The sequence below is a fragment of the Streptosporangium sp. NPDC051022 genome, assembly GCF_040683035.1.
GTDB lineage: Bacteria > Actinomycetota > Actinomycetes > Streptosporangiales > Streptosporangiaceae > Streptosporangium.
Genome location: NZ_JBFBCF010000039.1, coordinates 39054 through 60339, shown reverse-complemented (window position 1 = coordinate 60339; position 21286 = coordinate 39054). Strand labels below are relative to the sequence as shown.

Genomic DNA, 21286 nt, shown 5'->3' with positions numbered 1-21286 from the left:
TTCTGTATCACCGGGCACCGACTCGCCAGGGTGGCGCGGTAGATGTGATCGGGGTGATGCGGGAGTGGCGGGGGAGACGGGCGGTGCCGGGCTCACGCGCCGGGCTCACGCGCCGGGCATGACGCCCTGCGCGCGCAGCCGTTCGAAGAACCCGCGCAGGCCGGGGTTGACGGCCAGGGCCGCCGCGACCGCCTCGCGGGACCGGGAGGGCCTGCCCGCGCGGGCCAGCACGATGGCCGACCACATGAGGGGCTCGGCGTTGCCCGGCAGGAGCCCCGAGGCCCGCTCAAGGGCGGCCAGGGCCCTTTCCGCCTCGTCGTCCGCCGGTGCCCGGTCGCCGCTGACCGTGCCCGGGGTGAAGATGACGCCGATGTCGGCGTAGGCGCGGTGCAGGCCGGTGAGCCGGTGCAGCTCGCCCACCGGGTCGGGGTGGTCGTCGACGCGAAGGTCCACGATCACCCCGTCGACGGGCAGTTCGCCCCGCTCCGCGCCGACGACGTGCAGACTGGCCGACTGCCGTCCTCTGGCGTCCCCGCCGTGCCGTTCACCGGCCCGCAGGGCGGCGAGCAGGCGGGCGGCCAGGTCTCCCTCCGCGCCGAGGAACGCCTCGGCCATGACGTGCGGGACTCCGGGGGCGGCCAGCATGTTGCCCTGCGCCGACAGGCCGGGACAGGCCACCTGCTCGGCCTCGGCGTAGCAGTGCCGTCCGGTGTGCGCGGCGACCGCGCCGGTGGCGTCCACCAGCGCCACCTGACGCTGGTGGTGGTCGCGATCGGCCGCGAGCAGCCGGTCGAGGGCCTCCCCCGGGGAGTACCCCTCGGCGAGCAGGCTCAGCCCGCGCGGGCCGTAGCCGGGTTCGACGAAGGCCTGGGTGGCGACCGCCCCGACACCCGCCAGGGCCCACGGCGCCAGCCGTCCGACGCCGAGGAAATGGGAGGCGACGGCGACGCCGAGCTGTCCGGTGCGCTCGTCGCGGGCGACGATGGAGTAGGTCATCGTGTCTCCCGGGCCGGTCCGAGCATCGGGATGACGTCTTTGGCCAGGCGCTCGGCCATCAGTCCGATCGGCAGGCCGGGGGGAAAGGCCAGCGCGACCGTGTCGGCTCCCGCCTCGGCCAGCTCGGCGATCCCGCGCGCGCAGTCGTCCGGCGTGCCCACGACGGCCAGCCGGTCGATCCACTCGTCGGGGATCTCGGGGATCGCCGCCTCGAAGCCGAGGGCGGCGAGCTCCTCCGCCCGGTCGGCGACGCCCTGCACCTCGGTCATCGGGTTACGGGGGCCGCTGAGCAGGTAGAGCCCGAACAGCTCGCGCAGCGCGTCCCTGGCGGCGTCGCGGTCGTCGTCGATCGCGCACAGGGCGTAGACGACCACGCGGTGCCCGGCGGGCGCCCCCGCCTCGGTCAGCCGCTCACGGGCCCAGCGCACGTACCGCGGGCCCGCCAGCACCGACAGCACGGTGCCGTCGGCCTCGGCCGCGGCCAGCCGCAACGCCTTGGGGCCGCCGACTCCCGCGTACAGCGGCGGCGGGACGGCCGGGGGGTGTTCGAGCGTGATCGCGTGTGCGGCGAACGAGGAGAACCCGCCGTCGAGCGGGTCGCCCCGCAGCAGGGTGCGCAGCCCGCGCAGGGTGTCGCGGATCGCGCCGAGGGGGGAGCGGGGACGCAGCTCCATCGCGTCCAGCCACTCGGGCACGCCCAGGCCCACGCCCGCGCGCAGCCGTCCCGGATGGAGCCCGGCCAGGGTGGCGATCTCCATCGCCGTCACGCCCGGGTGCCTGGTGGTGGCGGGGACGATGCCGATGCCGACCGGCAGCCGGGTGACGGCCAGCAGGGTGGCGGCGGTGGCGAAGGCGCCGGTGAAGAAGTAGTCCTCGCCGAGCCAGAGCTCGTCGAGCCCGGCGAGCTCGGCGGCGGTGGCCGCGGTGAGGATGTCCTGCGGCGACTGCGAGCTGCCCAGCACGAGGCCGAGGGCGGGGCGTGCGGGGGTCATTCACGCCTCCCGCTCGGGCAGCGGCTGCCACGGCACCCAGCCGAGCCCGCGTTCCTCGGTGGTGTCGGTGAAGCCGGGGCGGGGCTCGTCCGCGGGGGGCAGGGGGCTGATGTGGGTGTGCCACATCCGCCACCGCGGCAGCCCCTCGCCGTTGTCGCGGTGGTAGATCTCGGTGGCGCGGATCAGCAGCGTGTTCTGCGTGCCGGGGTCGTGCTCGCCGTCGGCCAGCGCGATCTCGTCGATCCTGGCCTCGCAGGCCAGCCACGCGGTGTCGCCGCGCACCTCGAGACGCATGATGTGCACCTCGGGCTTGCCGACGAAGTCCTCGGTGGCGCGGTAGTGCTCCCAGAGGGCGACCTTCTCCCGCATGTTGAAGTACGGATGACCGTTGAAGTTGAACATCAGGTACTCCTCGCCGGGCGAGGGGAAAACCTGCGTCATACGGGGGATGACGTAGCCGATGTTGGACTCCCACCACTCCCGGTTCAGGCGCAGGATCTCGTCGATGTCCTCGCCGGACGCGGTGCGCCTGCGGTACTCGATGTCTGTCATTTCGTGTTCTCGTTTCCGTTGTCGTTTCCACGGTTGAATCGGTTGAATTCGGTGCCGCCGACCAGGACGCCGTCCTGGTGGACCGCCTCGACGCGGCCGGCCAGGGTGGCGAAGTCGAGCGGGTCTCCGCGCACGATGGAGAAGTCGGCCCGCATGCCGGGCCGCAGCGTGCCGATCTCGTGGCCGGCGCCGAGCAGTTCGGCGGCGGCCGAGGTCGCGCTGCGCAGTACCTGGGCCCGGTCGAGGCCCGCCTGGGCGAGCGCCTCCAGTTCGTCGAGGTTGCGGCCGTGCGGGGAGAAGCCGGAGTCGGAGCCCATCGCGATCCGCACCCCCGCCTCCATCGCGCGGCGCAGGTTGCTCTCGTGCACCGAGACCGCCTCCCGCGCCTGGAGCAGGAGATCGGGCTCGGCCTCCGCCCCCGCCTCCGCGACGGTCAGGAACGCGCGTGCCGCGGTGAGCGTGGGCACCAGGAAGGTGCCGTGCTCGACCATCAGCGCGATGCCCTCCTCGTCGATGAACACGCCGTGCTCGATCGAGGCGACCCCGGCCCGCACGGCGGCGGTTATCGCGGCGGGGCCGTGCGCGTGCGCCATCACCCGCAGGCCCGCCGCGCCCGCCTCCTCGACCAGGGCGGTGAGTTCGTCCTGGCGGAGCTGGCAGTGCCTGGGGTCGTCGCGGGGGGAGCTGATGCCGCCGGAGACCGCGACCTTGATGACGTCGGCGCCCGCTCTGACCAGTTCGCGCACCACCCGGCGCAGTCCGGTCGGCCCGTCGGCCACCGGGTCCGGCATGCCCGGGTAGAGCGGGAACAGCCAGCGGCCCTCGGTTCCCGACAGGCGCCAGGGGTCGGCGTGGCCGCCGGTCGGGGAGATCATCGCGATCGCCGTGCGCACCCGGGGGCCGCGGACCAGGCCGTCGGCGACCGCCATCGCGATCCCGGCGTCGGCTCCGCCCGCGTCGCGCACGGTGGTGACGCCGAGGTCCAGGGTCCTGGCGAGCGTACGGCCGGTCGCCAGGAAACGGTGCGACAGCGGGGTGTTCACCAGCCGCAGCGTGTCCAGGTGCGGCAGCGTCACGTGGGTGTGGCAGTCGATCAGGCCGGGGATGACGTCGCGTCCCGACACGTCCACGACACGCGCGGCCGGGTCGGTGTGCCCGGCGGGCGCGATCCGCCCGCCGACGACCACCAGGTCGCGGTGCGCCGGGGGCGCGCCGGTGCCGTCGTGGACGGCCGCGCCGCGGTAGATCGTCGTCATTCGCTCCTCCGCAGGTGCTCGGTCAGCAGTGCCGCCAGCGCGGCGGGGGCCTCGTACATCGGCAGGTGGCCGATTCCCGGCATGATCTCCAGCCGCGCGCCGACGACCTGGGCGAACCAGGCGGACTCCGGCGGCGGGCAGGTGCCGTCGAGCTCGCCCACGACGACCAGCACGGGACAGCGCACCCCGCCCGCGGCCGGCTCGGTGTCGGTGGCCGACGCCGCCCGCCAGATCGCGACGGTCGTGGCGGCGTCGTTGTGGCTGAGGTCGGCGGTCACCGCCGCGGCGTGCCCGGGGGCGGCGACCGCCGTGGTGGTGTGGCGGCGCAGGGCGGCTTCGGGGCCGAGGGCGGCGATGTCCTCGATCAGGCCGCCCTCGTCGGGGTCGGCGGGGCGGAAGGCGCCGCCGACGGTGACGACCGAGGCCACCAGGTCCGGCCGCCGCGCCGCCAGTTCGACGGCGACGGCCGCCCCCGCAGAGGCGCCGACCAGGTGCGCCCTCGGCACACCCAGCGAGGCCAGGACGTGCGCGCAGTCCTCGGCCCAGGTCGCGACGTCGTACCGGTCCGACCTGGCCGACTCGCCATGGCCGCGCAGGTCGAGGGCGATCCAGCCGCGGCCGGCGGGCAGCCGTTCCGCCAGGCCCTGCCAGCAGCCGGCGGACAGGTTGGCGGGGTGCAGGAACAGGATCGGCGCGGTGTCCGGTGCTCCGCGGTGGAACAGGACGGACAGCGGGCCCGTGCCGGTCTCGACGGTCCGCCGCTCGGCGTCGCCGAGGAGGAACCGGTCGGCCAGGACGGCATCCCGCTCGGCGGCGGGGTTGTGGCCGCGGCAGGCCACCAGGTAGGCGGCGCCGGAGACGAGCAGTCCCACGGCGAAGGCGATGTCGGTGCCGCCCAGGGCCTCGACCGCCGGCCCGGTGAACAGGCCGGTGGACATGAAGGGGATCATCGCGGCGAAGCCGAGCCCGTAGGCGATCAGCCCGGCGGCGCTCCACCGGCCGTAGACGCCGTCCAGGTCGAACAGCGCCGATATCGCGTAGTGGCCGCGCCGTACCCAGTAGTAGTCGATGAGGTTCACGGCCGACCAGGGCACCAGCAGATACAGCACGATGGTGACGAAGTCATTGAAGGTGCCGAGGTAGGCCGCCGGCATCGCCAGCGCGACCAGGTAGGCGCACACGCCGCCGGCCACGATGCCGATCACCCGGGCCCGCACCGACAGGTGGAAGCGGCGGAAGCCCGCCGCGATGCTCACCCCGGACAGCATCGCCCCGTACAGGTTGACGCCCATTAGGGCGATGGCGCTGGGCACCAGGGTGACCGCCAGCGCGAGCGTCCCGAAGCCGGGGAACAGCCCGTCGCCGATGTCCCGCAGGTTCGGCAGCGCGTCGGCGACCGGCACGGACGAGGCGATGAACGAGCCGAGCGCCATCAGCCAGATCGCCGAGGCGGCGGCGCCCAGGTAGGTCCAGCCGATGACGGACCTGGCGGGGGTCGAGGCGGGCAGGTAGCGCGAGTAGTCGGAGACGAAGACCGCGTATCCCAGCTGGTATCCGGCGGCGGCGGCGAACTGGACCAGGAACGCGGCCGGTGTGTCGGTGTGCGCGGCGGGCCGCGGGTCGAGGTTGACGAGCGCGAGCACGGTGAGCACCGCGAACACCGGGACCACCAGGTAGGACAGCCGGCGCAGCACCACGTGCAGCAGGTCGTGGCCGACGATGGCCAGCAGGGCGGCCACCACGACGATGAGCGCCCCCCACAGCAGGGGCGGTCCCGGCAGCACCAGTGAGACGGCCTGGCCGCCCAGCACCACGCCGAACACGCTGAGCCCGATGTAGAGGAAGATCGCGGCGAACATCGGCAGGGCGGCGCCCCTGACGCCGAACTGCGCCCTGGACTGGACCATCTGCGGCAGGCCCATGGTGGGGCCCTGGTTGGCGTGGAAGGCCATGAGGAACGCTCCGGCCAGCGCCCCCAGCGTGCCGGCCGCGATCGACCAGCCCAGGGACAGACCCTGGGCCGGGCCGACGAACCCGACGATGACCGTCGAGATGACGAGCTGGCCGGTGAACCAGAACGGTGCCTGGTGCCAGGCCCGGCCCCGGCGTTCCGAGGGCGGGACGTAGTCGATTGAGCGGACCTCGATCACCCCGAGGAGCCGTGAGGGTGAGACATCGCTGGTCAAAGATGGCCTCCGCTGAAGAGAGCCGAAGAACGGTGATGGAAAACTACAAAAAGAATGTAGGTTTGTCGAGGGTTCTTCCCGGCTTTCGGTCGGCAGGATCGGTCGGTTTCGGACGCGACGATATGTCGGTCCCCTGGAGGGGGAAGCGGAAGGGACGCGGAGCGCCGGACGGGACGGACGAGCTTCGGCCGTCACTCCGCCGCGGGGCCTGCCGCCGTGCGGCCTTCCGGGCGGATCTCCCCGTGACCGGGTCCCGCCGGCGCGGCGGTCACCCGCCTTTGCCGTGTTCGTGACCGCCCGGGCACCGGCACGGCGGGCGGCGGAACGGGCGGATCGGCGCCGATGAGCGGTGTCCGGCCCGGTGAACGTCTCCGGATCGCGGCACTAGACTCACGAGGCATGATGTACCGCACGATCGGCGAGGTCGCTGCGGCGGTGGGCGTGAGCCCGCAGACGCTGCGGGTCTGGGAATCCCAGGGACTCCTGGTTCCCGATCGCAGCAGTGGCGGGCAGCGGCGCTACACCGACGATCACCTGGCGCGGGCGATGCGCATCGCCGACCTGCGCCGCCGGCACGGCTGGAACCCCGCGGCCATCCGCACGTCGCTGGCCGGCGAACCCGCCGCCGAGGGCGGCAGGCGCCAATGGGACAACGGCTCGATCCGCAACGCCAGGCGGGCCAGCGGGCTCACCCTCAAGGAGCTCGCCGGGATGATCGGGGTGTCGTCCGCCTATCTCGGGGCGCTGGAGCGGGGCGACAGCGGGGTCTCGACCCGGCTCATCATGCGCATCGCCGACGCCCTGCTGGTGCCGCCGAGCGCGCTGGCCACCTTCCGCGCCCGCGACACGATGGTCGTGCGCCAGGACGAGCGGGCGCGCGGCCTGTTCGAGGGCGGCGTGGTCTGGGAGGAGCTCACGCTGCCCGGTTCCGGGATGGAGTGCTCCCTGCTCACCGTGCCGCCCGGTGAGGCCAGCGGCGGCGCGTACGCCCGGCCCGGCGAGTCGTTCGCGTTCGTCATGTCCGGGCGGCTGCGCTTCGTTCTGCCCGGAGACGAGGAGGTCATCGTGGCCGAGGGCGACTCGATCACCCTGCCCTCGCACACGTCGTTCGCCTGGGACAATCCGGGGAGTGAGCCCGCCCGCGCGCTGTGGGTCGAGCAGCTGGGGGTCGGCGCGTGGGAACAGGCCAGGGCCGCCAACATCGTCCGCTCCCCCGACGGCGCCGGATCGTAGGACCGGACGCCCGTGGCCGTCGCGGGCGGGAGCCCGGTGGTGTCGCCGAGCTCGGCGGCGAGGCGGCGCCAAGGAGCGCCGGGGCGTTCGGAGAGGAAGTGACGGGCGGCGTCGCGGAGATCTGGCCGATCGTCGGCAAGGCCCATACGCGCAGCATAACCAAGCGCTCGTTTGTTGGTTAAAGCTTGGGGTATTTTGGGTATTTCCGCAGGTCAGATATGATTTGCAAAGTCACGGGAAAGTTGGGTCGGGGGGATCATTGGCTTTGGCGAAACCGGACTACACGCTCGAGTACGACTATCTCGCCGGAGATCGGCAGGAGCGGGCCATCCTGCTGCACATGGTGCTCTCGCTCCTCGTGGGGATGGTGCTCGGCGCGCTCGGCGCGCTGCTCTCCTCCGGGCCGCACCTGATCTACTCGATCTACCAGCCGTACGCCTACATCCTGCTCGTCGTCCTCGTGGGACGCACCGCGACCAATCTCGGCTGGGCGGCGCTGACCAGCGCGCTGGCGACCTTCGGCCCCCTCATCTCGCTGCTGGCCGCCAGCATCTTCGAGTCCAGCACCCTGTATCTGAACCTCGGTACCAACGGCGCCGTGATGAACGTCACGGTCGCGATGCTGGCGACGTTCGGCGTGCTGGCCTACTTCACCAGGCGCCAGGACCTGTGGGGCGACGTCTCCGGCGGCGTGCTGGCCGGCGTCGTCGCCGTCGACGGCCTCGACAAGACCATGAAGGGCGGCTTCGAGCACGTTCCCGGGTTCTGGCCCTGGAACACGCTGCTCGTGGCCGCGTTCGTGGCGGCGCTGCTGTTCACGCTGCGCAAGGGAGAGGGGCGGGCCCGCGCCGCGTTCGTGGCGTTGATCGTGGCCTGCGCCGGGTTCGTCTTCGCCGTCGCCGCCTGACCCCGCCACGGGTGTTCCCGGTGGTGGTCCCGTGCCGGATGTCGCGGGTGTTTCCCCGCCGCGGACGTTCTCGCCGCCGGACGTCTTATTGACAAGCGATGCGCTTGCGCGAGTCGATAGCCTGTAGGGCATCGATCCCTGCTAGCTAGGAGTAGCCGTGCTGCTGCGCATGTCGTCGTTGTTTCTTCGAACGCTGAGGGACGACCCGGCAGACGCGGAAGTCCCGAGCCACAAGCTGCTCGTCCGCGCCGGTTATGTTCGTCGCGTCGCACCCGGCGTCTACTCCTGGCTGCCGCTCGGCAAGAGGGTCCTGGAGAACGTCACGCGCGTCGTGCGCGAGGAGATGGACCGCATGGGCGGTCAGGAGGTGCTCTTCCCCGCCCTGCTGCCCCGCGAATACTACGAGTCCACGGGCCGCTGGACGGAGTACGGCGACACGCTCTTCCGCCTCAAGGACCGCAAGGGCGCCGACTACCTCCTCGGTCCCACCCACGAGGAGATGTTCACCGACATGGTCAAGGGGGAGTACTCCTCCTACAAGGACTATCCGGTGACGCTGTACCAGATCCAGACGAAGTACCGCGACGAGGCCCGGCCCCGGGCCGGCATCCTGCGCGGACGGGAGTTCATCATGAAGGACTCCTACTCCTTCGACCTGGACGACGACGGTCTCAAGCGCTCCTATGAGCAGCACCGTGAGACCTACATCAGGACCTTCGACCGGCTCGGCATCACCTACAAGATCTGCTTCGCCACGTCGGGCGCGATGGGCGGCTCGGCCTCGGAGGAGTTCCTCGCCCCCGCGGAGACCGGCGAGGACACCTTCGTCGCCTGTCACCACTGCGGTTACGCGGCCAACGCCGAGGCGGTCACCACCCCCGCGCCCGCCGCGATCACCGGCGAACGGCCCGCCCTGCGGGTGCTCGACACCCCCGGCACGCCGACCATCGAGTCGCTGGTCGCCCACGTCAACGAGCACCACGGCCTGGGCGTCACCGCGGCCGAGACCCTCAAGAACATCGTGGTCAAGGTCGTCACCCCCGGTTCGGACAAGGCCGAGACGCTGGTCGTCGGCGTTCCCGGCGACCGCGAGGTCGACTTCAAGCGCCTTGAGGCGTCCCTGGCCCCCGGCGAGCCCGCCATCTTCGAGGCCGAGGACTTCGCCAGGCACCCCGGCCTGGTCCGCGGCTACATCGGCCCGCAGGTGCTCAAGGACCTCGGCATCCGCTACCTCGTCGACCCCCGCGTGGTCGACGGCACCGCCTGGGTGACCGGCGCGAACGAGCCCGGCAAGCACGCCGCGAACGTGGTCGCCGGCCGTGACTTCGTCGCCGACGGCACGATCGAGGCGGCCGAGGTGCGCGCGGGCGACGGCTGTCCCGTCTGCGGCTCCGGGCTGTCCATCGACCGGGGCATCGAGATCGGCCACATCTTCCAGCTCGGCCGCAAGTACGCCGACGCCGCCAAGCTCGACGCCCTCGGCCCCGACGGCAAGCCGATCCGCGTCACCATGGGGTCGTACGGCATCGGCGTCTCCAGGGCCGTGGCCGTGCTGGTCGAGCAGAGGCACGACGAGCTGGGCCTGCTCTGGCCCCGCGAGGTCGCCCCGGCGGACGTCCACATCGTGGGCACCGGCAAGGAGGACCAGATCGAGGTGGCCACCCGGATCGCCGAGGAGCTCGAGGCCCGGGGCCTGCGCGTGCTGGTCGACGACCGCGCGGGGGTCTCCCCCGGCGTGAAGTTCAAGGACGCCGAGCTGCTCGGCATGCCGACGATCCTGATCATCGGCCGGGGTCTCTCCCAGGGACTCGCCGAGCTGCGCGACCGCGCCACCGGCGTCAAGGAGGAGATCCCCATCGCCGAGGCCGTGGACCGCGTCGTGGCCGCCTGCGGCGCCTGACCTTCCCGGTCCTTCCCGCGGCCTTCCGCCCGCGCGACGAGGCGGCCCACGACGGTGGGCCGCCTCTTCGGCGTGCGCGGCCGTACCCGTGGTGCGCGGGGCCGTACCCTGTGCGGCTCCCTAACGGCCGTTCAGGGTCTTGCGCCAGTGGAAGCCCCCCGGCAGGTTCACGGTGAGCGTGCGGCGGCCGTCGGCCGTCCTGGTGACCCGGAAGGCGCGGTTGCCCCAGCTGTGGCCGACTCCGGTGCGTGACAGGTTGAGACGGAACGGACCGAACTTCATCGACTTGCGGTATCCCCAGCCCATCGCTTCCTCCCTGTGAGTGTCAGCGGGGAGTCGGCTACCCGGGTGTGCCGCGGCAAACATCGGCGGCAGGGGAGGGGCGGGAACCGCCGGTCACGACGGCGAGGTCGGCGAGGCCGGCGGTGACGTCGAGGATGACACCGAGGACGACACCGAGGATGACACGGAGGGGGAGGCCGAGGGGGACGCCGGGGAGGCCGCGGCGGACATCCCGGGGAAGGCCTCGATCTCCGGGCGCAGGCCGTAGGAGCGGGTGACGCACTCCTGCATGGCCAGCGCGGCCATCCGCCTGAGCGAGGCGTCGGGGGAGGCGGCCAGCTCCAGGTAGGCGGCCGTCACGCCCCGCTCGACCAGCGTGGCCAGCTCCACGGCCTGGGCGGGCGTCGAGGGGGTGACCGGGAGGCGGTAGGCCGGGCCCGGCTCCGACGGGGTGCCGCCACGGGAGGTGATCAGGGCGCGGAGCTGGTCGCGGCGGGCGCGGTGCGCGTTGAAGGCCGCCGTCGCGGTGACGCGCATGGTGCCGGTCGTCCGGGCGCCGATGACCCCGTAGGCGTAGACGGCCGCGTGCTCGGCCGCCAGGGCCGTGCCGAGTCCCTGGTCGGCCGTCACAGCGGCCTCGACAGGGCCAGGGCGTGCGCGGCCTCACAGGCGCCGATGGACGCGATCAGCTGGGCCAGGGCGGGAGAGGCCCCGTCGAGCTGGCGCGGGCGCCACGCCGCCGACCTGCGCTCCAGGTCGCGCAGGCTCCGCACGGAGACGTCCGGGGACGAGTCCGACGGAGAGGGCGAGGCCGGCGGAGACGCCGGGGAGGACGCCGTCGCCGTTGGACCGCTCCCGCGGGGCAGCCTGCGGCGGAGCTCGGCGAGGTGGGCCTCGTGCCGCTGCCTGAAGGGGGCGAGCTTCGCCGAGGTGCCGGAGGGCGCGGCGGAGGCGGCGGAGGCGTAGAGCGCGATGGTCCGCTCCTTGCCCGCGATCAGCTGCCTGATCAGCACGGTCTCCGGGTCGGGCGGCTCGGCGGCGAGATGTCCGGCCTGCCGGGGCCGCTCGGTGGCGCATCCCGCGACGGTCGCGGCGGCCACCCCGAGAGCGCCGCCCCGCAACAGGGAACGCCGGGAGACGGAACGCACGGACGACCTCCGGTTATGGGTGTGGCTGCTGACGCATCTAGCATCGTACGGGCTTGGGATGGCAATCACCTCGCTTCTCGGACGGCCCCGCCACACCGAGTGGCGCCCTTTCCGCGCCCCGGTGTGGATAGGCTGGTGAACCGCAAGGGCGAGGTCCGCCCGGATTAGATCGTGGCAATGGGAGGTCGGCATGGGCAGCGCCATATCCCGCGACCGCCTGATGAAGCTTCTTGAACCCGTCGTCGGAGCCGAAGGACTCGACCTGGAGGACGTCACGGTCACCCCGGCGGGCAAGCGGCGGTTGCTGCGCGTCGTCGTCGACCGTGACGGCGGCGTGAGCCTGGACGACGTCGCCGAGGTCAGCCTCGCCGTCTCCGCGGCGCTGGACGCCGGTGACGCGATGGGTGCCGCGCCGTACGTGCTGGAGGTCTCCTCTCCCGGGGTCGACCGGCCGCTCACCGAGCCGCGCCACTGGCGCCGCGCGGTGAAACGGCTGGTCAAGGCCGACCTGCGGGACGGCACACAGGTCGAGGGCCGGATCGTCGCGACCGACGAGACCGGCGTGGAGCTGGACGTCGCGGGCGCACCGCGCCGCATTGAGTACGAAGACCTGACCCGAGGGCGGGTACAGGTGGAATTCCGCCGGTTGGACGACGCCGAAGACGACGGCGAAGACGGCGACGAAGGCTAAGGGGGAGCCTCGTGGACATCGACATGAGCGTCCTGCGCAGCCTGGAGCGGGAGAAGGACATCTCCTTCGACCTGGTCGTCAAGGCGATCGAGGACGCGCTGCTGATCGCATACTTCCGGAGTGAGGGAGCGGCCGCCAAGGCGCGCGCCGAGCTCGACAGGCAGTCCGGACATGTGACGATCTTCGCCGCGGAGTTGGACGACGAGAGCGGGGAGGTGCTCAGGGAGTTCGACGACACCCCGGGCAACTTCAGCCGCATCGCCGCGACCACCGCCAAGCAGGTCATCCTGCAGCAGCTGAGGGACGCCGAGGACGAGATCAACTTCGGCGAGTTCGCCAGCCGTGAGGGCGAGCTCGTCGCGGGGGTCATCCAGCAGGGCAAGGACCCGAGGGTCGTCCTGGTCGACCTCGGCAAGATCGAGGCGGTGCTGCCGCACAACGAGCAGGTGCCCGGCGAGGAGTACGTCCACGGTGAGCGCATCCGCTGCTACGTGGTCCAGGTCAAGAAGGGACACAAGGGCCCGTCGGTGACGCTGTCGCGGACCCACCCGGGCCTGGTGAAGAAGCTCTTCGCCCTGGAGGTCCCGGAGATCGCCGACGGCACGGTCGAGATCGCGGCGATCGCCCGCGAGGCGGGTCACCGGACCAAGATCGCGGTGCGTTCGCGGCGTCCCGGCGTCAACGCCAAGGGCGCCTGCATCGGCCCGATGGGCTCGCGGGTGCGCAACGTCATGGCCGAGCTGCACGGTGAGAAGATCGACATCATCGACTGGTCGGAGGACCCGGCGGAGTTCGTGGGGAATGCCCTCTCGCCCGCCCGTGTTTCCCATGTCGAGGTGATCGACGCCGAGGGGCGTGCCGCCCGTGTGATCGTGCCGGACTACCAGCTCTCCCTCGCCATCGGCAAGGAGGGGCAGAACGCCCGGCTGGCCAATCGCCTCACCGGTTGGCGCATCGACATCCGTCCCGACACACAAGCGGGGGACGCGGCCGGTTCCGCAGATGCGTCCACACGGTAAGCTGGAATATGGTGGCCAGGCCGCCCCACTGAGAACCTGTGTGGGCTGCCGGGTTCGCACGGTTTCCTCCGAGCTGCTCCGCCTGGTGGTGGTCGAGGACGTCATCGTCCCTGACCTGCGACGACGGCTCCAGGGGCGTGGTGCTTCACTGCATCCCTCCCTGAGCTGTCTCGAACTCGCCGAGCGTCGCCGAGCGTTTCCGCGCGCCTTTCGCGTCGCGGGACCGCTCGATATGTCGCAGGTGCGAGAACACCTGGAAGGGCTTCACGCTGAAAGGATCGGGTGACATGGTTGCCAACTGTCATGTAGGACGCCGAGTTGATGGGCTGGTCAGATAGCTATGAGCGCCTGATGAGCATGCGGCGATGAGTACGTCTACGTAACGACGGTCCGGCGGCACAGCCTCCCGGGCCGAGTAAGGGAGTGCAGTGGCGAAGGTCCGGGTATACGAGCTCGCCAAGGAGTTCGGTGTGGAGAGCAAGGTCGTCATGGCCAAGCTCCAGGAGATGGGCGAGTTCGTGCGTTCGGCGTCCTCGACTATCGAAGCACCGGTAGTCCGCAGGCTCACGGAAGCTTTGGGCGGTCCCTCCAGGGGATCGTCCGACAGGGGCGGAAACAGGACGCCCAGGCCGCCGCAGGCGGCACCTCGGCCGGCAGGTGGCCAGGCCGGAAGCGGCGCCTCCGCGCCGACCTCGATCCCCAAGCCGGGACCGATTCCCAAGCCGGGTCCCAGGCCCGGCCCCATCGCGGCACGTCCCGCGGCCCCCGCGCCGCAGGCCCCGCCGCCGGTTCCCCAGCCCCCGCAGCCTCAGCAGCAGGCGCAGCCCCAGCCGCAGCAGCAGCCCTCGCCGGTGCAGCCGCCGCGGTTCGAGGCACCGCGTCCCGCCGCCCCGGCTCCCGGCCCCAGGCCGGGTCCGCGTCCGGGGCCGCGTCCCGGTCCGGCGTCCCGGTCCGACGGAGCGCGTCAGGAAGGCCGTCCCTCGGGCGGTCCCGGCGCGCCCCAGGGGCCCAGGCACGGTGCGGGTGCTCCCGGCGCGGGTGGGCCCAAGCCCGGTCCGCGTCCGGGTCCGCGTGGCCCGCGTCCGGGTAACAACCCGTTCTCCTCGAACGCCACCGGCATGGGCCAGGCCCGTCCGCCGCGTCCGGGCCGTGACGGCGCCCCCGGTGACAGGGGTCCGCGTCCCGGTGGTCCTCGCGAGGACCGCGGTCCCCGCGAGCAGGGGCAGCGCGACGGCGCCGGTCCCCGTCCGCCCTCGGCCCGTTCGGGTCAGCCGGGTGCGGCCGGTCCGCGTCCGGGTCCCGGCGCGGGTGGCCCGCGTCCCGGCGGCGGCGCCGGTGCCGGTGGTCCGCGTCCCGGTGGTCCCCGTCCCAGCCCGATGATGATGCCCCAGGGCCGTCCCGCCGGTCCCGGCGGTGGCGGTGCAGGCCGTCCCGGCGGTCCCGGTGGCGGCGGTGGCCGCCCCGGTGGCGGCGGTGGCCGTCCCGGTGGCGGCGGTGGCCGTCCCGGTGGCGGCGGCTTCGCCGGTCGTCCCGGTGGTGGCGGCGGCGCGGGCCGTCCCGGCACCGGAACCGGCGGTCCCGGTGGCGGTGGCGGTGGCGGCGGCTTCGCCGGTCGTCCCGGTGGCGGCGGTGGCCGTGGCCGCGGCGGCGGTACGGCGGGCGCGTTCGGCCGTCCCGGCGGACGCCCGACCCGTGGCCGCAAGTCCAAGCGCCAGAGGCGTCAAGAGTTCGACAACATGCAGGCCCCGGCGATCGGCGGCGTGCAGGCTCCCCGCGGCGGTGGTCAGACGATCCGCCTGTCGCGCGGTGCCTCCCTGGCGGACTTCGCCGACAAGATCGGCGCGAACCCCGCGTCCCTGGTGCAGATCATGCTGCACCTCGGCGAGATGGTGACCGCCACGCAGTCGGTCAACGAGGAGACGCTGCAGCTGCTGGCGGCCGAGCTGGACTACAACCTGCTCGTGGTCAGCCCGGAGGAGGAGGACCGCGAGCTTCTCGAGTCCTTCGACATCGAGTTCGGCGAGGACGAGGGCGACGAGGGCGACCTGGTCGCGCGTCCGCCGGTGGTGACCGTCATGGGTCACGTCGACCACGGTAAGACCAAGCTGCTCGACGCCATCCGGCACACCAACGAGGTGGCGCGCGAGGCGGGTGGCATCACCCAGCACATCGGTGCCTACCAGGTCTCGGCCGAGCACGAGGGCGAGGAGCGGAGGATCACCTTCATCGACACCCCGGGTCACGAGGCGTTCACCGCCATGCGTGCCCGCGGTGCCAAGGTGACCGACATCGCCGTCCTGGTGGTCGCGGCCGACGACGGTGTGAAGCCGCAGACCATCGAGGCGCTCAACCACGCCCAGGCGGCCGACGTGCCGATCGTGGTCGCGGTCAACAAGGTCGACAAGGAGGGCGCCGACCCCAACAAGGTCCGGGCCCAGCTCACCGAGTACGGCCTGGTCGCCGAGGAGTACGGCGGCACCACGATGTTCGTTGACATCTCCGCCAAGAACGGGACCGGCATCGACACGCTGCTCGAGGCCATCCTGCTCACCGCGGACGCCGAGCTCGACCTGCGGGCCAACCCGACGATGGACGCCCAGGGCGTCGCCATCGAGGCGCACCTCGACAAGGGCCGCGGCCCGGTCGCGACCGTGCTGGTCCAGCGCGGCACGCTCCGCGTCGGCGACTCGATCGTCTGTGGCGAGGCCTTCGGCCGCGTCCGGGCGATGCTGGACGACAACGGCAAGCTGATCGACGAGGCCGACCCGTCGCGTCCGGTCCTGGTGCTCGGTCTGACCGCGGTGCCGGGAGCCGGTGACAACTTCATCGTCGTCACCGACGACCGGATGGCGCGCCAGATCGCCCAGCAGCGGGCGGCGCGCAAGCGCATCGCCGACATGGCCCGCTCCGGCCGCCGCCGCACCCTCGAAGAGCTCTTCAGCGAGATGGAGAAGGGCCAGGTCGACGAGCTCAAGCTCATCATCAAGGGTGACGTCTCCGGTTCGGTGGAAGCCCTCGAGGACGCGCTGCTCAAGATCGATGTCGGCGAGGAGGTGCGCCTGCGGGTGCTCCACCGCGCCGTCGGTGCGATCACCGAGTACGACGTCAACCTCGCGGTGGCGGACGACAACGCCGTCATCATCGGCTTCAACGTGCGTCCGGAGGTCCGGGCGCGCGACCTGGCCGAGCGCGAGGGCGTGGACATCCGCTACTACTCGGTCATCTACCAGGCGATCGAGGAGATCGAGGCGGCCCTCAAGGGCATGCTCAAGCCCGAGTTCGAAGAGGTCCAGATGGGCACCGCCGAAGTCCGCGAGGTCTTCAAGGTGCCGAAGATCGGCAACATCGCCGGTGCGCTGGTCCGTTCGGGCACGATCGTCCGCAACAGCAAGGCGCGGATCATCCGCGGCGGTGTCGTCATCTCCGACAACCTCTCCGTCTCGTCGCTGCGCCGCTTCAAGGACGACGCGACCGAGGTCCGCGAGGGCTACGAGTGCGGTATCGGTGTCGGCTACAACGACATCAAGATCGACGACGTCATCGAGACGTTCGAGATGCGGGAGAAGCCGCGCGTCTGATGCTCCGACCGGCAGAGGACCGTCCGCCGGCCGCCGGAACCGCCCACGTCGTGGGCGGTTCCCCGGCAGGTGGGCGGCCCTCGCGCCGTCGGCGCACGGTGACGTCCGTGGCGAGTGACTCAACATGTATGTAGGTGCCCTGACACTGGACATCCTGCTCGGCGACGTTCATTCGCTGAAGCAGAAGCGCTCCGTGGTGCGCCCCATCGTCGCCGAGGTGCAGCGACGTTTTCCGGCCGTGGCCGTCGCCGAGACCGGCCATCTGGATCTGCACCGCCGTACCGAGATCGGGATCGCCGTCGTCTCCGCGACCGCCGCCAACTGTGACGCGGTGCTGAACGACTGCGAGCGCCTGGTGGCCTTCCACCCGGAGATCGAGCTGCTGTCGGCCAGACGGCGGCTCTACAACGAGGACGAGGACTAGCCACAGGGACGACCGGTCGCGGAGCGGGCCTTCGTGTCCGGTCGTTACTGTGAGAAGGGGGGAGTGAATATGGACGCCGCACGCGCACGTAAGATCGCCGATCGCATCCAGCAGGTCGTGGCGGAGATGCTGGAGCGCCGGATCAAGGACCCGAGGCTGGGCTTCGTGACCGTCACCGACGCGCGGATCACCAACGACCTGAGCGAGGCCACGGTGTTCTACACCGTGTTCGGCTCCGAGGCGGAGCGGGCCGACTCCGCGGCGGCACTGGAGAGCGCCAAGGGGCTCATCCGTTCCGAGGTGGGCCGTCAGACGGGACTGCGCCACACGCCGACGCTGACGTTCACCCATGACCCGCTCCCCGACAGCGCCCGCCACCTCGATGGCCTGTTCGCCGAGGCCAAGGTCAGGGACGCCGAGATCGCCAGGCAGGCCGAGGGTGCGAAGCACGCCGGGGAAGCCGACCCGTACCGCAGGCCGGACGAGTCCGAGGACGACTTCGAGGACGGCGATGAGGAACCCTCGGAGCGGGCGGGACGCTCCGCGACGTGACGACCGACCCGCGTGGCGGCGGTCCGGTGCCAGATCGTGACTGGGACCGGGCCGTCGGCCTGGTCTCCTCCGCCGACGAGGTCGCGCTGGCCTGTCACATCTCGCCGGACGCGGACGCGCTCGGCTCGATGCTCGCCGTCGGGATGGCGTTGCGCGCGGGAGGCAAGCGGGTCACCGCCTCCTTCGGGGAGCGCAGGTTCCGGGTGCCCCGGCTGCTGTGTTTCCTGCCCGGGCAGGACCTGCTGGTCGAGCCCGGCGCCTACCCCGCCTCGCCCGAGCTGATGATGACGTTCGACGTTCCCATCGCCGACCGGCTCGGTGTCCTGTCCGGCAACGCCGACAAGGCCCGCGAGCTGATCGTGGTGGACCACCACGCCTCCAACACCGGGTTCGGCACGCTCAACCTCGTCGATCCCGGTGCCGCCGCCACCGCCGTGCTCGCCGAGGACCTGCTCGACCGGCTAGGCCTGCCGATCGACAGGGAGATCGCGACCTGCCTGTACGCCGGACTGGTCACCGACACCGGTTCGTTCAAGCACTCCTCGACCACCCCGGAGGCGCATGCGATGGCCGCCCGGCTGCTGGCCACCGGGCTGAATCCCGAGGAGATCGCCAGGGAGCTGTGGGATCGCTCTCCGTTCGCCTACCTCAAGGTGCTCGGTGCCGTCCTGGACCGGGTGGTGCTGGAGCCCGCGGCGGGACGGGGCCTGGTCTGGACGTTCGTCACCCGGGCCGACCGGGCGTCGTACGGCCTGCCGTACGACGAGGTCGAGGGCATCATCGACGTGGTGCGGCGTACCGACGAGGCGGACGTCGCCGTGGTCCTCAAGGAGGACGACGACGGGGCCTGGCAGGTCTCGACCCGGTCCAAGGGCGAGGTCGACGTCGCGAGGGTGTGCGCCGCGCTGGGCGGCGGCGGACACGCCAAGGCGGCGGGCTTCACCTCCCACCTGCCCGTCGAGCAGACCATGGCACGCTTCCGCGCTCTCCTGTAGCGTCCGGTCAGTCTGGTCGCAGCCCGCGCGCCACGGGGCGCGCATCCGTAGATCTGTACCCTTTGACAGCCTGTGATGAGGACCTCCCATGAGTACGGCTCGCGTCAAGCGCACCCCGCCGCCGAGCGGACTGATCATCGTGGACAAGCCCGCCGAGTGGACCTCGCACGACGTCGTCGGCAAGATGCGGGGCATCGCGGGCACCCGGAAGGTCGGCCACGCGGGCACCCTCGATCCGATGGCCACCGGTGTGCTGGTGGTCGGCGTGGAGAAGGCGACCAGGCTGCTGGGGCACCTCGCGCTCACCGAGAAGGGCTACGACGGCACGATCCGGCTGGGCCAGTCGACCAACACCGACGACGCCGAGGGGGAGATCATCGGGTCGGCCTCGGCGGCCGGGGTCGCCGAGGAGGACGTCAGGAAGGGCGTCGCCGCGCTGACCGGCCGGATCATGCAGATTCCGCCGCAGGTCAGCGCCATCAAGGTGAACGGCGAGCGGGCCTACAAGCGGGCGCGGGCGGGGGAGGAGGTCGAGCTCCAGGCGCGTCCGGTGACGGTGTCGGCCTTCGAGATCACCGGCATCCGCCGCGACGGCGACCTGGTCGACGTCGACGTCTCGGTGACCTGCTCCAGCGGCACCTACATCCGGGCGCTGGCCCGTGACCTGGGGGCGGCTCTGGGCGTCGGAGGTCACCTGACCTTCCTGCGGCGCACCCGGGTGGGGCCCTACGACCTGTCGATGGCCCGCACCATCGAGGAGCTCTCCGCCGACTGCGTCATCCTGCCGATGGCGGAGGCGGTCGCGGCGGCCTTCCCGCGCCGCGACGTGACCGCCGAGGAGGCGGCCCTGGTGTCGCACGGCGGGCGGCTGCCGTCCCTGCGGCTGGGCAAGGGACCGATCGGGGTGTTCGGCCCCGACGGCACGTTGCTCGCCCTGGTCGAGGAGCACGGAAAGATCACCAAGTCCCTGGCGGTCTTCGTGCCCTGACCCGGTGTCCCGCGTGGCGGAGCGGTGCTTTATGGTTCGTAGACCAAACCATTTACTCTGCTCACTCTGCTAGGAGTCCGCCCATGGAGGTGTCCCTCTCACCCCTGTCCGCCGCCGAGATCGCCGCCGATCTGCTCGTCGTGCCGGTGCGCGAGGGACACGACCCCGGGCTCGGCCTCGGCGGAGTCCTCGGCCAGGTCAGGTTCACCGGCCAGACCGGTGAGGAACTGCTGCTGCCGCGCCGGGACGGCGACGCCTTCCGCGCCGGGGCCGTCCTGCTGGTCGGCGTCGGCGCGGGCGGGGACGAGCACGCGGTACGGCGGGCGGTCGGCCGGATCGCGCCCCGGCTGGCCGACTACCCCACGGTCGCCATCGACTTCCCCCACCCCCGGGCGGTCGTCGAGGGCGTGCGGCTGGGCGGTTACCGGTTCGACGGCTACAAGAGCGCGCCGCGGCGGGGGACCGTACGGGAGGTGATCGTCCTGACCGGTGAGGACGCCGGTGCGGACGGGCGGCGGGAGGAGGTCGAGCGGGCGCGGATCGTCGCCGACGCGGTGACCTTCGCCAGGGACCTGGTCAACACCCCGGCCGCCGACCTGGTCCCGATGGACCTGGCCGACCGGGCGCGGACGATGGCCGGGACCTACGGGCTGGACGTGCGGGTGCTGGACGCCGGCGCGCTCCGCGAGGGCGGCTTCGGCGGCATCCTAGGGGTCGGCGCGGCCAGTGCGAACCCGCCGTGCCTGATCGAGGTGAGCCACCCCGGCGACGGCGTCAGCGGCCGGGTCGGTCTCGCGGGCAAGGGCATCACCTTCGACTCCGGAGGCCTGGCCATCAAGAGCCTCGCGGCGATGTCCACCATGAAGTGCGACATGGCGGGAGGCGCGACCATGCTGGCGGTAGTCCAGGCCGCGGCCAGGCTGGGGCTGCCGATCGGGGTCACCGCCGTGGTCCCCGCCGCGGAGAACATGGTCGGCGGCGCCGCGACCCGGCCCGGCGACGTGCTGACGCACCGCAACGGCCGGACCACCGAGGTGACCGACACCGACAGCGAGGGCCGGCTGGTGCTGGCCGACGCGCTCGCCTACCTGGCGGAGAGCTCCCCGGACGTGCTGATCGACGCGGCCACGCTGACCTACTCGGTGATGCACGCGCTCGGCGAGGACATCACCGGGGTGATCGGCGGGGACCGGGGGCTGGTCGGCGAGCTGATCGCGGCCGGTACTCGGGCGGGGGAGCCGATGTGGGAGCTGCCGCTGTGGGAGCCGTACGCCGAGCGGCTCAGGTCCGAGGTGGCCGACGCGAAGAACGAGGGCGGCAACCTGGCCGACGCGACGATCGCCGCGCTGTTCCTGCGGCCGTTCACCGCAGGCCTGCCCTGGGCGCACCTGGACTTCGCCACGACGGCCTACCTGGACAAGGCCACCGACCTGGGGCCGGCCGGGGCGACCGGCGTGATGGTCCGCACCCTGGTCGAGTACCTGGAATCCCGCTCCCGGGCCGGAGCATAGGCCGCATCCCGCACCGGGAGCTCGGCCAGGGCGGGGCCGTGCACGGAGAAGGCCCCCGCACACGCGGGGGCCTTCG

At 72.2% G+C, this 21286-nt stretch carries 20 protein-coding genes; 12 read left to right on the top strand and 8 right to left on the bottom strand.

Translation table 11 applies throughout. From position 1 onward, the window contains the following. Positions 1-105: 105 nt before the first annotated feature. Genes AB0N02_RS40625 through AB0N02_RS40605 form a run of 5 tightly spaced genes read right to left on the bottom strand, consistent with a single transcriptional unit; the run spans position 106 to position 5982 of the window. The gene (locus AB0N02_RS40625) at positions 106-996 is read right to left on the bottom strand and encodes a DUF1028 domain-containing protein (RefSeq protein WP_363958546.1); all 891 of its coding nucleotides are present in this window, start codon (positions 994-996) and stop codon (positions 106-108) included. Next, positions 993-1988 (bottom strand): LLM class flavin-dependent oxidoreductase, encoded by a 996-nt coding sequence (locus AB0N02_RS40620; protein ID WP_363958543.1) that lies wholly within the window; start codon positions 1986-1988, stop codon positions 993-995. The genes AB0N02_RS40625 and AB0N02_RS40620 overlap by 4 nt, the downstream gene beginning before the upstream one ends. Beyond that, positions 1989-2540 carry a nuclear transport factor 2 family protein gene (locus tag AB0N02_RS40615; protein ID WP_363958540.1) on the bottom strand — a complete coding sequence of 184 codons (552 nt, stop codon included), beginning with the start codon at positions 2538-2540 and terminating at the stop codon, positions 1989-1991. After that, a complete protein-coding gene (locus AB0N02_RS40610; RefSeq protein WP_363958537.1) occupies positions 2537-3796 on the bottom strand; it encodes an amidohydrolase family protein in 1260 nt (419 codons plus the stop codon). Before AB0N02_RS40610 ends, AB0N02_RS40615 begins: the two co-directional genes overlap by 4 nt. Beyond that, positions 3793-5982: an alpha/beta fold hydrolase gene (locus AB0N02_RS40605; RefSeq protein WP_363958534.1), complete on the bottom strand. Its 2190-nt coding sequence runs from the start codon at positions 5980-5982 to the stop codon at positions 3793-3795. The genes AB0N02_RS40610 and AB0N02_RS40605 overlap by 4 nt, the downstream gene beginning before the upstream one ends. 399 nt (positions 5983-6381) lie before the next feature. On the opposite strand from AB0N02_RS40605, the gene AB0N02_RS40600 reads away from it, so the two are divergent. From AB0N02_RS40600 to AB0N02_RS40590, 3 genes are all read left to right on the top strand, one after another. Continuing rightward, a complete protein-coding gene (locus tag AB0N02_RS40600; protein ID WP_363958531.1) occupies positions 6382-7215 on the top strand; it encodes a MerR family transcriptional regulator in 834 nt (277 codons plus the stop codon). A 265-nt stretch (positions 7216-7480) separates the two neighbouring features. Then, the gene (locus AB0N02_RS40595) at positions 7481-8122 is read left to right on the top strand and encodes a hypothetical protein (protein WP_363958528.1); all 642 of its coding nucleotides are present in this window, start codon (positions 7481-7483) and stop codon (positions 8120-8122) included. Positions 8123-8279: 157 nt separating this feature from the next. Continuing rightward, a complete protein-coding gene (locus AB0N02_RS40590; protein WP_363958525.1) occupies positions 8280-10022 on the top strand; it encodes a proline--tRNA ligase in 1743 nt (580 codons plus the stop codon). Positions 10023-10142: 120 nt separating this feature from the next. Here the strand turns inward: AB0N02_RS40590 and AB0N02_RS40585 are convergent, their stop codons facing one another. The 3 genes from AB0N02_RS40585 to AB0N02_RS40575 form a co-directional block, all read right to left on the bottom strand. Further along, a complete protein-coding gene (locus tag AB0N02_RS40585) occupies positions 10143-10328 on the bottom strand; it encodes a DUF4236 domain-containing protein (RefSeq protein ID WP_363958522.1) in 186 nt (61 codons plus the stop codon). 90 nt (positions 10329-10418) lie between these two features. Then, on the bottom strand, positions 10419-10934 hold the full coding sequence (locus AB0N02_RS40580; protein ID WP_363958519.1) for a ferritin-like domain-containing protein: 516 nt from the start codon (positions 10932-10934) through the stop codon (positions 10419-10421). Next, positions 10931-11452, bottom strand: a complete 522-nt coding sequence (locus AB0N02_RS40575; protein ID WP_363958516.1) for a hypothetical protein — start codon at positions 11450-11452, stop codon at positions 10931-10933. Before AB0N02_RS40575 ends, AB0N02_RS40580 begins: the two co-directional genes overlap by 4 nt. Positions 11453-11642: 190 nt before the next feature. On the opposite strand from AB0N02_RS40575, the gene rimP reads away from it, so the two are divergent. From rimP to AB0N02_RS40530, 9 genes are all read left to right on the top strand, one after another. Next, positions 11643-12143, top strand: coding sequence for a ribosome maturation factor RimP (gene rimP / locus AB0N02_RS40570; RefSeq protein WP_363958514.1), 501 nt, complete (start codon positions 11643-11645; stop codon positions 12141-12143). A 23-nt stretch (positions 12144-12166) separates the two neighbouring features. Continuing rightward, positions 12167-13162, top strand: coding sequence for a transcription termination factor NusA (gene nusA / locus AB0N02_RS40565; protein ID WP_271222729.1), 996 nt, complete (start codon positions 12167-12169; stop codon positions 13160-13162). Beyond that, positions 13146-13448 (top strand): YlxR family protein, encoded by a 303-nt coding sequence (locus AB0N02_RS40560; protein WP_363958511.1) that lies wholly within the window; start codon positions 13146-13148, stop codon positions 13446-13448. Before nusA ends, AB0N02_RS40560 begins: the two co-directional genes overlap by 17 nt. A 142-nt stretch (positions 13449-13590) precedes the next feature. Further along, positions 13591-16740 carry a translation initiation factor IF-2 gene (gene infB / locus AB0N02_RS40555; protein WP_363958508.1) on the top strand — a complete coding sequence of 1050 codons (3150 nt, stop codon included), beginning with the start codon at positions 13591-13593 and terminating at the stop codon, positions 16738-16740. Between the two features lie 124 nt (positions 16741-16864). After that, positions 16865-17164, top strand: coding sequence for a DUF503 domain-containing protein (locus tag AB0N02_RS40550; RefSeq protein WP_363958505.1), 300 nt, complete (start codon positions 16865-16867; stop codon positions 17162-17164). 69 nt (positions 17165-17233) lie between these two features. After that, complete coding sequence (gene rbfA / locus AB0N02_RS40545) at positions 17234-17716, top strand: 30S ribosome-binding factor RbfA (protein WP_363958502.1); 483 nt, start codon at positions 17234-17236, stop codon at positions 17714-17716. Further along, entirely contained in the window at positions 17713-18711 is a 999-nt protein-coding gene (locus AB0N02_RS40540) for a bifunctional oligoribonuclease/PAP phosphatase NrnA (protein WP_363958499.1), read from the top strand. Before rbfA ends, AB0N02_RS40540 begins: the two co-directional genes overlap by 4 nt. Positions 18712-18799: 88 nt before the next feature. Beyond that, positions 18800-19699, top strand: a complete 900-nt coding sequence (gene truB / locus AB0N02_RS40535) for a tRNA pseudouridine(55) synthase TruB (protein WP_363958497.1) — start codon at positions 18800-18802, stop codon at positions 19697-19699. Positions 19700-19782: 83 nt separating this feature from the next. After that, positions 19783-21210, top strand: coding sequence for a leucyl aminopeptidase (locus AB0N02_RS40530; RefSeq protein WP_363958494.1), 1428 nt, complete (start codon positions 19783-19785; stop codon positions 21208-21210). The last annotated feature ends 76 nt before the right edge of the window (positions 21211-21286 follow it).

Coding starts and splice junctions, on each gene's coding strand:
- AB0N02_RS40625 (WP_363958546.1), bottom strand. CDS start 996: ATGACCTACTCCATCGTCGCCCGCGACGAGCGCACCGGACAGCTCGGC.
- AB0N02_RS40620 (WP_363958543.1), bottom strand. CDS start 1,988: ATGACCCCCGCACGCCCCGCCCTCGGCCTCGTGCTGGGCAGCTCGCAG.
- AB0N02_RS40615 (WP_363958540.1), bottom strand. CDS start 2,540: ATGACAGACATCGAGTACCGCAGGCGCACCGCGTCCGGCGAGGACATC.
- AB0N02_RS40610 (WP_363958537.1), bottom strand. CDS start 3,796: ATGACGACGATCTACCGCGGCGCGGCCGTCCACGACGGCACCGGCGCG.
- AB0N02_RS40600 (WP_363958531.1), top strand. CDS start 6,382: ATGATGTACCGCACGATCGGCGAGGTCGCTGCGGCGGTGGGCGTGAGC.
- AB0N02_RS40585 (WP_363958522.1), bottom strand. CDS start 10,328: ATGGGCTGGGGATACCGCAAGTCGATGAAGTTCGGTCCGTTCCGTCTC.
- rimP (WP_363958514.1), top strand. CDS start 11,643: ATGGGCAGCGCCATATCCCGCGACCGCCTGATGAAGCTTCTTGAACCC.
- nusA (WP_271222729.1), top strand. CDS start 12,167: ATGAGCGTCCTGCGCAGCCTGGAGCGGGAGAAGGACATCTCCTTCGAC.
- AB0N02_RS40560 (WP_363958511.1), top strand. CDS start 13,146: ATGCGTCCACACGGTAAGCTGGAATATGGTGGCCAGGCCGCCCCACTG.
- AB0N02_RS40550 (WP_363958505.1), top strand. CDS start 16,865: ATGTATGTAGGTGCCCTGACACTGGACATCCTGCTCGGCGACGTTCAT.
- rbfA (WP_363958502.1), top strand. CDS start 17,234: ATGGACGCCGCACGCGCACGTAAGATCGCCGATCGCATCCAGCAGGTC.
- truB (WP_363958497.1), top strand. CDS start 18,800: ATGAGTACGGCTCGCGTCAAGCGCACCCCGCCGCCGAGCGGACTGATC.
- AB0N02_RS40530 (WP_363958494.1), top strand. CDS start 19,783: ATGGAGGTGTCCCTCTCACCCCTGTCCGCCGCCGAGATCGCCGCCGAT.